This window comes from Aeromonas sp. DSM 116730, assembly GCF_046581335.1.
GTDB lineage: Bacteria > Pseudomonadota > Gammaproteobacteria > Enterobacterales > Aeromonadaceae > Aeromonas > Aeromonas rivipollensis.
In genome coordinates this window covers 215,881-228,480 of record NZ_CP144265.1, presented here as the reverse complement: position 1 = coordinate 228,480, position 12,600 = coordinate 215,881, and the positions used below count along the sequence as shown (strand labels likewise).

Sequence of the window (12,600 nt, the reverse complement as noted above, 5' to 3'; positions counted from 1 at the left end):
TGCATGTTAAAGCGGCTGTTCGCCAAAGCAAGTCCGATCCTCGGCAGCCGGTCCGACTGGCTCGGCCTCTGCCTGCTCTGTCGCCAGCCCTGTGATGACCAGCCTCTGTTGTGCAGTTGGTGTCAGCACTCCCTGCTCCAGCCTTGCCGCAAATGCAGGCTGTGCGCGGCCCCCTTGCCAGAGCACCATGCAGGAAACGAGCTGCTGTGCGGACGCTGCCAGCGCAGGCCGCCGCCCTGGGAGCGACTGCAGGTAATAGGCGACTATCAGCTCCCCTACTCCCTGCTCATTCCCCGGCTGAAATACTCGGGCCAGATCCTGCTGGCGCCGCTGCTCGCCCGCCTGCTGGCCGACCATCTGGAGGGAGACGATCCCCCCGAGGCCATCATTCCGGTCCCCCTGCACTGGTGGCGCCAGTGGTGGCGCGGCTTCAATCAGGCGGAAGAGATTGGACTGGCCCTTGGCGCGCTCACCGGCATCCCCTGCGACACCCGGCTGCTGCGCAGGATCAGGGCCACTCCGCAGCAAACCCGGCTCAGTGCCGGCCAGCGGCGGCGCAACCTGCGCGGCGCCTTTCAGATAGCACCCCACAGCTATCGTCACGTAGCCCTGCTCGACGATGTGGTCACCACAGGCGCCACCGCCGGCCAGCTCAGCCGTTTACTCCGCAAAAGTGGCGTTGAGAAGGTGGAAGTGTGGGCACTTTGCCGCACGCAGAGGCGCATCAAATAGCCGGGGCGGCATGGATAGGAGGAAATAGCGGTCTGGCGTCTTGTCATGCGCTTGTTGCGCTCAGGGTCACATAGGGTAGCCATCGACACGCTACCCAAGCCCCGCCAAGAGAGTTATCATGAATACCCTAGTCGTACACTCAGGTTTATGAGGATAGTGATGATCAGCATTTCCGACACCGCCCAGGCCCACTTCCGCAAGTTGCTGGAGAAGCAGCCTGATGGCACCAACATCCGGGTGTTTGTGGTCAATCCGGGAACCCAGAATGCCGAGTGCGGCGTATCCTATTGCCCACCCGACGCGGTCGATCCGGAAGATCAACACCTGCCCTTCAGCGGCTTCGACTGTCTGGTCGATCCCCTGAGCGCCCCTTATCTGATCGATGCCACCATCGACTTCGTCACCGATCAGATGGGCTCCCAGCTCACCCTCAAGGCGCCCAACGCCAAGATGCGCAAGGTGGCCGACGATGCCCCCCTGGCCGATCGCATCGAATACGTGCTGATGTCAGAGGTGAACCCCATGCTGGCCGGTCACGGCGGCAAGGTGACCTTGATTGACATCACCGACGACAAGCTGGCGATTTTGCAGTTCGGTGGTGGTTGCAACGGCTGTTCACAGGTGGATTACACCCTGAAAGAGGGGATCGAGAAGCAGCTGCTGGAGAAATTCCCGGGCGAGCTCAACGGCGTGAAAGATGCCACCGAGCACCAGCGTGGCGATCACTCCTACTATTGATTTGTCCTTTACGGCAAAGAAAAGGCCCCGCCAGCTGGCGGGGCCTTTTGCATTCTGCGGCGGGCAGATTACTCGTCCTTCTTGTCTCGCGACAGCAGGGCGATGGCCGCCTCTTTCGGGTTCTTGCCTTCGTACAGCACCTTGAAGATCTGCTCGCAGATGGGCATCTCGACGCCACAACGGGCCGCCAGCAGATGCACCTCCTTGGTGTTGCGATAGCCTTCCACCACCTGACCGATCTCGGTCATGGCGGTTTCCACCGACTTGCCGGCCCCGAGAGCCAGACCGAAGCGACGGTTGCGGGACTGGTTGTCGGTACAGGTCAGCACCAGATCCCCGAGCCCTGCCATTCCCATGAAGGTCTTGGCATCAGCACCCAATGCGGCACCGAGGCGCTGCATCTCTACCAGGCCCCGGGTGATGAGCGCGGTTCTGGCGTTGGCGCCAAAACCCAGCCCGTCGGAGAGACCGGCGCCGATGGCGATGACGTTCTTGACCGCACCGCCCAGCTGCAGACCGATGAAGTCCGGATTGGTATAGACCCGGAACGAGCGGCCGCAGTGCAGCAGTTGCGAGAGATCGTCGGCGAAGTCGTCGTGGGTCGACGCCACAGAGATGGCGGTCGGCAGGCCGGCGGCCAGCTCTCTCGCGAAAGTCGGACCGGAGATCACCGCCAGCGGGATAGTTTCCCCCAGCACGTCACGGGCCACGTCCTGCAGCAGGCGGCCGCTGTCCGGCTCCAGCCCCTTGGTGGCCCAGGCGATACGGGTATCCGGGCGCAGGAAGGGTTTGATTCGGGCCAGCACCTGACCGAACACATGGCTCGGCACCACCAGCAGCAACACGGGAGCAGCCTGCACCGCCGCTTGCAGATCGGCAGTCAGCTGCAGATCGGCGGGGAAAGGGACATCAGGCAAAAACGCCTTGTTGCAGCGATCTTGTTCCAGCTCGGCGACATGGGCGGGATCGTGACCCCACAGCAGGGTCGGATGGCCGTTGCGCGCCAGAGAAATGGCAAGGGAGGAGCCATAAGACCCCGCCCCCAAGACCGAGATTGCGATCTGGTCGGCCATTATCAGGCTTCCGCAGTCGCCTGCTGGGCCTGAACCTGTGCCATGTGCTGGGCAAACAGGGCGTCGAAGTTGACCGGTGCCAGGTTCAGCTGCGGGAAGGAACCCTTGCTCACCAGGTTGGCCACGGCTTCGCGGGCATAGGGGAACAGGATGTTCGGGCAGAAGGCGGCCAGGCAGTGTGCCAGCTGTGGCTCCGGCAGGTTGCCGATGGTGAAGATACCGGCCTGCTGCACTTCACACAGGAAGGCGGTCTCGGTTTCCAGCTTGCAGGTCACGGTCAGGGTCAGCACGACCTCGTACACGCCGTCAGCCAGGACATTGGTCTTGGTGTCCATGTCCAGCTTGACGTCCGGCTGCCACTCTTTCTGGAAGATGTGCGGAGTATTGGGGGCTTCGAAGGAGACATCCTTGGTGTAGACACGCTGGATGTGGAATTCCGGTTGCACTTCCTGGTTGTTGATTTCGTCAGCCATTTCGTTTGATTCCTTTTTAAGACAATGAGTGGGCGCAGGCCCTTAAATCAGCGTTTTTTGGTCACCGGCAGATTATCTGCACGCCATTGGGCCATGCCACCGCTGAGCACATATACCTGTTTGAAACCGGCTTTGCTCAGTTGGCGACCCGCGCCACCAGCGGTCATCCCCGACTCGCACACCACTATGATGGGGGCATCTTTGTGCTTTTCAACCGCTCCCAGATTGTTCGCCTGGATCTGGGTGAGGGGCAGGTGATGGGCGCCGGCCAGATGACCCTTGGCAAACTCATCCTGACTGCGAATGTCCACCACGGTGGCATTTTCACGGTTGATCAGCAGGGTGGCACCGTGATTGTTCACCGCCTTCACCGGAGAAAAACGAGCACGCACAGTGGTGTACACCAGGGTGCCTGCCAGGCCGAACCAGGCTGCTGCCAGCAGCGGGTTGCGGGCCGCAAAATCCAAATACTCTTGCATCTTCTACTATCCAGGGACCAAGACAAGGGCCCGAGTATACATGGGGCCCTTGATAAGATCAGCCATCTTGGCGGCAAAGCGAGAGCAAGCTCCCATCAGGGATTGCCCGCCCCCAAACCGGCTTGGGGACGGGGCAGCCACCCGCTTCGGGGGAGTGGCGCCAGGGGGAGAACCGTGCACAAAGACAAGCCGGCAACATGCCAAATACAGCCGGATAACAGGTAAAAACAGAGGTGGAAGAGGGACTTGGCTATCAGGTGACTATTTCGGCAGATGTAGTAATATTACGCTAGTTTCACTTCCCGCAATTCATTCCTATCCGAGAGGACATAGTCTTATGTCAACAGCTAAGAAACCTTTGGTTCTGGTCATCATGGACGGTTGGGGCTACAGCACCAAGCAAGAGCACAACGCCGTTGCCGCCGCCAAGACCCCGAACCTGGACCGCCTGGCCCGTGACTACACCAGCACCCTGATCTCCGGCTCCGGCCTGGATGTGGGTCTGCCGGACGGCCAGATGGGCAACTCCGAAGTGGGCCACGTCAACATAGGCGCCGGTCGCATCGTCTATCAGGAGCTGACCCGCATCTCCAAAGACATCCAGGACGGCGACTTCTTCCAGAACGTCGAGCTGGGCAAGGCTGTTGACGCTGCCGTGACCAAGGGCAAGGCCGTGCACATCATGGGTCTGATGTCCCCGGGTGGCGTGCACAGCCACGAAGAGCACATCATGGGCATGATCGAGATGGCCGCCAAGCGTGGCGCCGAGAAGATCTACTTCCACGCCTTCCTGGATGGCCGCGACGTGCCGCCGCGCTCCGCCCAGTCCTCCATCGAGCAGTTCGACGCCTTGTTCGCCCGCCTGGGCAAGGGTCGTTTCGCCTCCATGATCGGCCGTTACTTCGCCATGGACCGTGACAACCGCTGGGATCGCGTGCAGCAAGCCTATGACCTGATGACCCAGGGCAAGGGCGAGTTCACCGCCGACAACGCCACCGACGCCCTGGCTGCCGCCTATGCCCGTGAGGAGAACGACGAGTTCGTCAAGGCCACCCGCATCGGCGACGCTGCCCCTATGATCGACGGCGATGCGCTGATCTTCATGAACTTCCGTGCCGACCGTGCCCGCGAGATCACCCGCGCCTTCGTCGACAGCGACTTCACCGGCTTCGCCCGTGCCGCCACCCCGGCGCTGAACTTCGTGATGCTGACCGAGTACGCGGCCGACATCAAAACCGCCTGCGCCTACCCGCCCACTGCCCTGGTCAACACCCTGGGCGAGTGGCTGGCCAAGCAGGGCAAGACCCAGCTGCGCATCTCCGAGACCGAGAAGTACGCTCACGTCACCTTCTTCTTCAACGGTGGCGAAGAAGATTGCTTTACCGGTGAAGACCGCGAGATCGTCGCCAGCCCGAAAGTGGCCACCTATGACCTGCAGCCGGAAATGAGCTCCGAAGAGCTGACCGACAAGCTGGTCGGCGCCATCAAGAGCGGCAAGTACGACGTCATCATCTGCAACTACCCGAACGGCGACATGGTTGGCCACACCGGCGTGTTCGATGCGGCCGTCAAGGCCTGCGAAGCCGTTGACCACTGCATAGGTCGCGTCACCGAGGCCCTGGCGGAAGTGGGTGGCGAGTGCCTGATCACCGCCGACCACGGCAACGCCGAGAAGATGCTGGACGAAGAGACTGGTCAGGCCCACACCGCCCACACCAATCTGCCGGTTCCCCTCATCTATTTCGGTCGCAAAGCCGAGGTTGCTGAAGGTGGCAAACTGTCCGATCTGGCCCCGACCATGCTGACCCTTATGGGTCTGCCTGTGCCGCCGGAAATGACTGGCAAGCCCCTGATGATTCTGAAATAATCCTGCCCCATGCGGGGATGCGAAGTTATTTCACAGAAAACCAGTCGCGTCGGCCTGTTGGCCGGCGCGCTGTTTTTTTGCCTGGTCGGCGGCGCCGGCACGGCCCAGGCTGCGAACCAGCAGCTGGGGGCCATGCAGTCCGAGATCAAGGAACAGCAGAAGACCCTCAAGCTCAGCAAGCAGGAGCTTGCCAAGCTCAACACCCAGCTCAAGGCTGACGAGCAGGCCATCTCGGCCGCCGCCGCCAAGCTGGATCAGACCCGGCTGCAACTGAAGCAGAACCAGCAGAAGCTGGCCGACCTGCAGCAGGACAAGCTGGCGCTGGAACAACAAGCCAAACACCAGAAACAGTTGCTGGCCAAGCAGGCGGAAAGCGCCTTCCAGGCGGGCAACCACGACTACCTCAAACTGCTGCTCAATCAGCAGGATCCGGCCAAGCTGAGCCGCTCTCTCGATTACTACGACTATCTCAACAAGGCTCGCATCGAGGCCATAGACGCCCTGCGCGCCACCCGCAACAAGCTGGCGAAAAACCAGCTGGCCACCAAAGAGACCGAGACCAGGCTGCAGACACTGCTGAGTGAACAGCAGCAGCATCACCAGAGCCTGCTGGCCAGCCAGCAGAGCCGTGCCAAGGTGCGCAACCAGTTGCAGCAGTCGGTGCAAAACGACGAACAGAAGCTCACCAAGCTGGTCAAGGCTGAGAAGGCCCTGAAGGCCAGGCTGGAAGAGTTGCGTCGCCAGCAGGAAGAGAAGGAACGCCGCGAGCGGGCCGAGCGGGAGCGCCTCGCCAAGATCAAGGCCGAGCAGGAGCGCCAGCGCCGCCTGGAGGCCCAGCGCCTGGCCGCCGAGCAGAAGCGGATTGCGGAGCAACAGCGGATCGCGACCCAGCAGCAGAAGGCGGGCGAACAACAACGGCTCGCCGCCGAGCAGCAGAGGGTCACCGAACAGCAGAACCGGGTGGCGAAGCAACAAGCCGCCGCGCGCAGCAGCACCACCAAGGCCAGTGGCGGCTACAACGGCCTCAGCACCAACGGCAGCCTGCGCTGGCCGGTACAGGGGCCCATCCTCATCTCCTACGGTTCGCCGCGCACCGCCGAGCTCAAGTGGAAGGGCACCCTGATAGGCGCAAGCGAGGGTACCCAGGTCAAGGCGGTGGCGCCGGGCCAGGTGGTCTATGCGGACTGGCTGGACGGCTTCGGCATGCTGCTGGTGATAGACCACGGCCGCGGCTATATGAGCCTCTACGGTCACAATCAGTCGCTGCTGCGTCAGGTGGGCCAGAGCGTGGAGCAGGGTGAACCCGTGGCCCTGGTCGGCGACAGCGGCGGCCAGGACAGACCCGGCCTCTACTTCGAGATCCGCTACCAGGGCGAAGCCATCAACCCGACCAAGTGGCTGGCCAGACGCTGAGCCCACCTTGGCGAGGCCCTCAACCCGGCCCACGACAGCTGGCCAGATGCAAAGCCCACCCTTGGCGGGGCCCGACAACTGGCCATACGCTAGGGTCCGAGCGTTGCCAGCGCCCCCTCATCTCCAGCCCTTCTCCCGCGAGGGGAGAAGGGAGCGAACGGCGGCATACCCTCACAACTCCCCCAGCAAAAAGCCTGCATCACGCAGGCTTTTTGCTTTGCGGGGGAAGAGCCGCACCGCCCGTCCTGGTTGGTGAAAACTTACATCGTTTTCCCCGTCTCAGGGGAAGACGACCAGGCCTATCTGCTCCAGCAGGGTCTGCTGCTGCTCCTCGTTTATCTGCACGCCGTCCAGGTTGACCCGGCGCAGATCCAGCCCGGGCAGATCGCACTGGCGCAGATCGCAGCCCTGCAGGTTGAAGCTGGTCCAGTCGATTTGCCCAAACTCGGAGCCGCTGAGATCGGATCCCGCTAGCGAGGCCCCCAGCAGGCTGGCCCCCTGCCAGCGGTTGCCGCCGAGCTCGCACTTCTCCAGCAGGCAGCCGTCGAAGTTGGCGTAGCTGAAGTTGTTTCCCGTAAGATGGGCCTCGCAGAAGTAGCTCTTGGCGGTGATCTGGTTGGCGAAGCTGGCGTGGCCGAAGTTGATGCCGACCGCCTGACAGTCGCGCATCTCCAGCCCCAGACACTGGCTGCGGCTGCAATCCGCCAGGGTGAGATCGCAGCGCAGAAAGCTCGCCTCCCGCAGGTCGCAGCCTTGCAACAGGCAGCCCCGCTCACTCTCCCGATCGTAGAAGCTGCAATCGACGAAGCGGCTATCGCTCAGATCCAGCCAGGAGAAGTTGCAGTCGATAAAGCGGCACTCCGAGAACTGCTCCCCCTCCACCTCCTGCTGCTCGAACCTCTTCCCCTCGAAACACTTGCCCTTGATCATCCCCAGCCTCTCCTGTGATGGCGTCATATGCTGACTTTATTGCGCAAAAACGGTAATGTTACCTGTAACATTCTTTGCCGGATCCCGAGATGAACGACACCCGCAAGCGCCGCCCCACACTGCAGGACATCGCCGACCTGACCGGGGTCACCAAGATGACGGTCAGCCGCTACCTGCGTGACCCGTCCGCCGTGGCCGAAGGCACCCGTGAGCGGATCGCCGCGGCGGTGGAGGAGCTCGGCTACATCCCGAACCGGGCGCCGGACATGCTCTCCAACGCCACCAGCAAGGCGATCGGCATACTGATCCCTTCCCTCTCCAACCAGGTCTTCTCGGCGGTGATCCACGGCATAGAGGCGGTGACCCGGCCCGCCGGCTACCAGACCCTGCTCGCCCACTATGGCTACAGCCCGGAGCGGGAGGAGGAGCAGGTTGCCTCCCTGCTCTCCTACAACGTGGATGGCCTCATCCTCTCGGACACCCAGCACACGGAGCGCACCCGCAAGATGATCGCCACCGCCGGCATTCCAGTGGTGGAGACCATGGATCTGCCGCTCTCCCCCATCGACATGGTGGTCGGCATGGATCACCGCGCCGCCGCCCGGGCCATGGTAACAGAGATGCTGCGCCGGGGACGGCGCAAGGTGGTCTACCTGGGGGCGCGCCTCGATGTGCGCACCCAGCTGCGGATGGAGGGCTACTACCAGGCGATGGCGGACTTCGGCCTGGATGGCCAGCACCTGCTGACCGAACAGTCCTCCAGCTTCACCCTGGGGGGCGAGCTGCTGGAGCAGGCCATGGCCCGCTACCCCGACCTCGACGGCCTGTTCTGCACCAACGACGACGTTGCTGTCGGCGCCCTGCTGCAGTGCCAGGCCAAGTGGATACCCGTGCCCCAGCAGATTGCCATCGCCGGCTGCAACGCCCTCGACATAGGCCACGCCATGACCCCCAAGCTCGCCAGCATCAGCACCCCCCGCGAGGCCATAGGTCGCGAGGCGGCCGCCATGCTGCTGGCCAGGCTCAATGGGCAACCCCAGACCGAGCACCGCAAGGACATGGGCTTCTCCCTCTATGAGGGGGAGAGCCTGGGCTGATCCCGCCCCTTCACACCCACCCGGCGCCACCTTGGCGCCTGTGACCGCCATGATGGCGCGTCCTCCCGGGATCCCTCCCTGCTCACTGACTTATGCTGGCGCAGCTTGTCCCACATTCAGGAGCAGAAGATGAATCACACAGAAAGATTGAAGACCTGCCTGCAGCGCGTCATCTGCGATCCCGGCTTCACCCTGGCCGAGCTCGACACCTGGTTCAGCCCCGACTATTGCCAGCAGGTGAATGGCGAGACCCTCGACTACGCCGCCTTTCACCAGCATATCGCCGCCTTGAGAGGCCATCTGGCGGAGGCCGCCATCGAGTTTGTCGCCACCCTGGAGCTGGGGGAGCGGGTACATTCCACCCATCTGGTTCGAGCCACCCGCCAGGATGGCGGCACCCTGACCTGCAAAGTGAGCGGCCTCTTCACCTTTCGCGATGGCCGGCTCTGTCACACCGAGGAGGTCACCTGCCTGCTGGCGGGGGGCAAGGAGGACGCAGATATAGGCTCACGGCGCTGAGCCACGGCCCTGCACCCGCGCCAGGGCCGCCGAGAAGGCCTCGGGATCCTCATAGCCGAGGATCCCGGCAATCTCGGCAGGCGCCATCCCCTGGTGTTGCAACTGACGGGCCCGCCCCATCAACACCCGCTCCCGCCACTGACGAAAACTGCACCCCAGCTGACGGGCAAAGAGGCGATTGAGGGTGCGCACCGAGGCGCCGCAGTCACGGGCCAGCGCCTCCAGCGTCACCTTGACGGAGGGGGCCTGGCATACCCTCTCCAGCACCCGTAGCAGGCGCGGATCCAGATCCACGGCCAGGGGGAGCTGCCCCGCCAGCGGAGCGGCGAGTCCCAGCTCGTGGCGCAGCACCCTCAGATAGGCATCCTGCGTCTCTCCCTCCCCCAGCTCAGGCAGGCGGGCAAAGAGGCCCGCCAGCATGGGGTTCACCTGCAACTGACTGAAAGTGGTGCATGCCGGTTGCGGGCTGTAGAGCAGCGAGAGCCGGGAGTGGCGCAACACGCGAAACTCGTGTGCCCAGCCGGCGGGGATGAGGCAGAGCTGGCCGGCCACCAGCAAGCCGCCCCCATCGTGACCTGTGATGACGCCGCCGCCTTGGTGCAGGTAGCAGTATTGGGCCTGGGAGTGGCAGTGCAGGGCGGTGAGGTGCCCCAGCGGGTAGGAGTGGTGAAGAAAGCTCATAAGGGGCGGCAGTGTGAGGAACCGACCCCGACCTTAAGGCAGCCGGCGGCTCCATGCAAATGACTTTCCGGCCTCCCGGAGCCGGAAAAACAACAGGCCACCCTTGGGTGGCCTGTTCAATTTATCTAAACGATGGGCGCTTAGCGTTTAACCATTTCAACCGCTTCGCGGGAGAGGCGGGTCACCTCCTCCCAGTTGCCGCTCTTGACCGCATCGGCGGGCAGCATCCAGGAGCCGCCGACCGTGGCTACGCATTTGAGCGCCAGGTAGTCGGCCACGTTTTTCGGGCCTATGCCGCCGGTGGGGCAGAATTTCACCTGGGGCAGGGGCGCGGCTATGGCGGCCAGCGCCTTGGTGCCGCCGTTGGCCTCGGCCGGGAAGAATTTCAGGTGGTCGTAGCCCGCTTCCAGCGCCTGCATCACCTCGGACGGTGTCGCCACCCCCGGGATCAACGGCGCAGTGCTCCTGGCCGCGTGGGCCAGCAGGGCCGGAGTCATCCCCGGGGAGATGACGAAGCGGGCACCGGCGGCCACGGCTGCGTCAAACTGCGCGCAGTTGAGCACTGTACCGGCACCGACCATGGCATCCGGCATCGCCTTGGCGATGAGGGCGATGGCGTCGAGGGCCACCGGGGTGCGCAGGGTGATCTCGAACACAGAGATGCCGCCATCCAGCAGCGCCTTGGCCATCGGCAGGGCCTGCTCCAGGTCGTTGATGACCATCACGGGTACCAGCGGAGAGGCGGCAAACACCTCGGCAGGGGTCACTTTCCAGTTCTGCATAACTCTTCCTCAGTCAAAGATGGTGGCGCCGCACTCGGCGCTCGATACCGCGCGACGCATCACGCTGAACAGTTCACGGCCCCACCCCTCTTGTTCCAGGGTGAGGTCGATGTCGGCCTGGGTGCGGCCGCTCAAATCGGTCAGGCAGTCGAGGCGGCCGCTGTCGGCGTCCACCCGCAGCAGATCGCCATCCTGTAACAGGCCTATGGCCCCGCCGTGCAGCGCTTCCGGGGTGACGTGGATGGCGGCCGGGATCTTGCCGGAGGCGCCGGAGAGGCGACCGTCGGTGACCAGGGCCACCTTGTGGCCGGCCTTCTGCAGGTTGCCGAGCACCGGCATCAGCTTGTGCAGCTCCGGCATGCCGTTGGCGGCCGGGCCATTGTGACGCACCACTATGACGGCGTCCTGATTGAGCTCACCGGCCTTGTAGGCCGCCTCCACCGCATGCTGGGAGGAGAAGACCCGGGCCGGCGCTTCAATCACCCTGTATTCGGGGGCAACCGCCGAGACCTTGACCACGGCGCGGCCCAGGTTGCCGGAAAGCAGCTTGGTGCCGCCTGTGGCCTGGAACACGCTGCCAGCGACGGACAGCACGCTCGGATCCGTGCTCTCCCCCACCGGCTGCCACACCAGCTTGCCATCCACCAGCGCGGGGCGGCTGAGGTAATCCTGCATCTCGCCAAACACAGGGGTGGCATCCAGGTGGATCAGGTCCGCCTCGGCCAGACGGCGCATCAGGCCGGGCACGGCGCCCGCCTGCTCGAAGGCATTCACGTCCGCCGGGCCGTTCGGGTACATGCGCACCAGGAGCGGCACCACATCGGAGAGATCGCTCAAGTCGTCCCAGGTCAGCTCCAGGCCGGCGGCGCGGGCCAGCGCCACCATGTGGATGCTGTGGTTGGTGCTGCCGCCGGAGGCGAGCAGGGCCACCAGGCCGTTGACCAGGGCGCGCTCGTCCAGCACCTGGCTCAAGGGGCGGTAGGCCGGGGAGCCCGGGATCATGGCGCTGATGCGGCGGGCCGCCTCGCACGTGAGGGCGTGGCGCAGTTCGCTGTGGGGGTGCACGAAGGCGGAGCCCGGCAACATCAGGCCCATGGCCTCGAACACCAGCTGGTTGGTATTGGCGGTGCCATAGAAGGTGCAGGTGCCGGCCGAATGGTAGGCACCGCACTCCATCTTCAGCAGGGCATCGCGGCCCACTTCACCGGCGGCGTACTGCTGGCGCACCTTCACCTTCTCGTCGTTGCCTATGCCGCTCGCCATGGGGCCGGCGGGCACGAAGGCGGTGGGCAGGTGCGCATGGGAGAGGGCCCCCATGATCTGGCCCGGGGCTATCTTGTCACAGATGCCGAGCAGCAGGGTGGCGTCGAAGGTGTTGTGGGAGAGGGAAACCGCGGTGGCCTGGGCGATGAGATCCCGGGAGAAGAGGGACATGTCCATCCCCGGCTGGCCCTGGGTCACGCCGTCGCACATGGCGGGCACACCGCCGGCGACCTGGGCGCTGTGGCCGAGCTCGGCCAGCGCCCCCTTGATGATGTCCGGATAGCCCTGATAGGGCTGATGGGCGCTCAGCATGTCGTTGTAGGCGGTGACTATGGCCACGTTGGCGCGGGTCATGTCGAGGATGCGCCCCTTGTCATCACAGCTGGAGGCGGCCACGGCGTGGGCCAGGTTGCCACAGGAGAGGGAGGCGCGGGTCTTGCCCTGCTCGGTCTGGCGCTGGATGCGGGCCAGGAAGGCCTGGCGGCGGGCGACACTGCGCTCGCGGATGCGGTTGGTCACTTCGGTGATCACGGGATGGGTCATAGGATTGTCT

The 12,600-nt window shown here is 64.0% G+C and carries 13 protein-coding genes; 6 read left to right on the top strand and 7 right to left on the bottom strand.

All coding sequences use genetic code 11. The features are described 5' to 3' along the window. The first annotated feature begins 3 nt into the window (after positions 1–3). Entirely contained in the window at positions 4–732 is a 729-nt protein-coding gene (locus Aeroheme_RS01080; protein ID WP_411166553.1) for a ComF family protein, read from the top strand. A gap of 159 nt (positions 733–891) precedes the next feature. Beyond that, complete coding sequence (gene nfuA / locus Aeroheme_RS01075) at positions 892–1,470, top strand: Fe-S biogenesis protein NfuA (protein WP_043133206.1); 579 nt, start codon at positions 892–894, stop codon at positions 1,468–1,470. Between the two features lie 68 nt (positions 1,471–1,538). On the opposite strand, the gene gpsA is transcribed toward nfuA, so the two are convergent. Genes gpsA through Aeroheme_RS01060 form a run of 3 tightly spaced genes read right to left on the bottom strand, consistent with a single transcriptional unit; the run spans position 1,539 to position 3,495 of the window. Then, complete coding sequence (gene gpsA / locus Aeroheme_RS01070; RefSeq protein WP_411166552.1) at positions 1,539–2,543, bottom strand: NAD(P)H-dependent glycerol-3-phosphate dehydrogenase; 1,005 nt, start codon at positions 2,541–2,543, stop codon at positions 1,539–1,541. 2 nt (positions 2,544–2,545) lie between these two features. Next, positions 2,546–3,016 (bottom strand): protein-export chaperone SecB, encoded by a 471-nt coding sequence (secB, locus tag Aeroheme_RS01065; protein WP_005328525.1) that lies wholly within the window; start codon positions 3,014–3,016, stop codon positions 2,546–2,548. A 47-nt stretch (positions 3,017–3,063) separates the two neighbouring features. Next, positions 3,064–3,495: a rhodanese-like domain-containing protein gene (locus tag Aeroheme_RS01060; RefSeq protein ID WP_411166551.1), complete on the bottom strand. Its 432-nt coding sequence runs from the start codon at positions 3,493–3,495 to the stop codon at positions 3,064–3,066. A gap of 337 nt (positions 3,496–3,832) precedes the next feature. Between Aeroheme_RS01060 and gpmM the strand changes: the two genes are divergently transcribed. Together gpmM and Aeroheme_RS01050 are read left to right on the top strand one after the other, a co-directional pair. After that, a complete protein-coding gene (gene gpmM, locus Aeroheme_RS01055) occupies positions 3,833–5,362 on the top strand; it encodes a 2,3-bisphosphoglycerate-independent phosphoglycerate mutase (RefSeq protein WP_368170282.1) in 1,530 nt (509 codons plus the stop codon). A gap of 9 nt (positions 5,363–5,371) precedes the next feature. Continuing rightward, the gene (locus Aeroheme_RS01050) at positions 5,372–6,775 is read left to right on the top strand and encodes a peptidoglycan DD-metalloendopeptidase family protein (protein WP_411166550.1); all 1,404 of its coding nucleotides are present in this window, start codon (positions 5,372–5,374) and stop codon (positions 6,773–6,775) included. A 279-nt stretch (positions 6,776–7,054) separates the two neighbouring features. Here the strand turns inward: Aeroheme_RS01050 and Aeroheme_RS01045 are convergent, their stop codons facing one another. After that, positions 7,055–7,705: a Qnr family pentapeptide repeat protein gene (locus Aeroheme_RS01045; protein ID WP_234677768.1), complete on the bottom strand. Its 651-nt coding sequence runs from the start codon at positions 7,703–7,705 to the stop codon at positions 7,055–7,057. A gap of 89 nt (positions 7,706–7,794) precedes the next feature. Here Aeroheme_RS01045 and Aeroheme_RS01040 point away from each other — a divergent pair, with 89 nt between their 5' ends. Together Aeroheme_RS01040 and Aeroheme_RS01035 are read left to right on the top strand one after the other, a co-directional pair. Further along, entirely contained in the window at positions 7,795–8,802 is a 1,008-nt protein-coding gene (locus Aeroheme_RS01040; RefSeq protein ID WP_392415724.1) for a substrate-binding domain-containing protein, read from the top strand. A 129-nt stretch (positions 8,803–8,931) separates the two neighbouring features. Further along, positions 8,932–9,321 (top strand): nuclear transport factor 2 family protein, encoded by a 390-nt coding sequence (locus Aeroheme_RS01035; protein WP_411166549.1) that lies wholly within the window; start codon positions 8,932–8,934, stop codon positions 9,319–9,321. Here the strand turns inward: Aeroheme_RS01035 and Aeroheme_RS01030 are convergent. From Aeroheme_RS01030 to edd, 3 genes are all read right to left on the bottom strand, one after another. Beyond that, positions 9,310–10,002: a helix-turn-helix domain-containing protein gene (locus tag Aeroheme_RS01030; protein ID WP_411166548.1), complete on the bottom strand. Its 693-nt coding sequence runs from the start codon at positions 10,000–10,002 to the stop codon at positions 9,310–9,312. The two genes, Aeroheme_RS01035 and Aeroheme_RS01030, sit on opposite strands and share 12 nt — an antisense overlap. Before the next feature lie 140 nt (positions 10,003–10,142). Then, positions 10,143–10,784 (bottom strand): bifunctional 4-hydroxy-2-oxoglutarate aldolase/2-dehydro-3-deoxy-phosphogluconate aldolase, encoded by a 642-nt coding sequence (locus tag Aeroheme_RS01025; protein ID WP_139745061.1) that lies wholly within the window; start codon positions 10,782–10,784, stop codon positions 10,143–10,145. Positions 10,785–10,793: 9 nt separating this feature from the next. Beyond that, positions 10,794–12,590: a phosphogluconate dehydratase gene (gene edd, locus Aeroheme_RS01020; RefSeq protein WP_411166547.1), complete on the bottom strand. Its 1,797-nt coding sequence runs from the start codon at positions 12,588–12,590 to the stop codon at positions 10,794–10,796. Between the last annotated feature and the right edge of the window lie 10 nt (positions 12,591–12,600).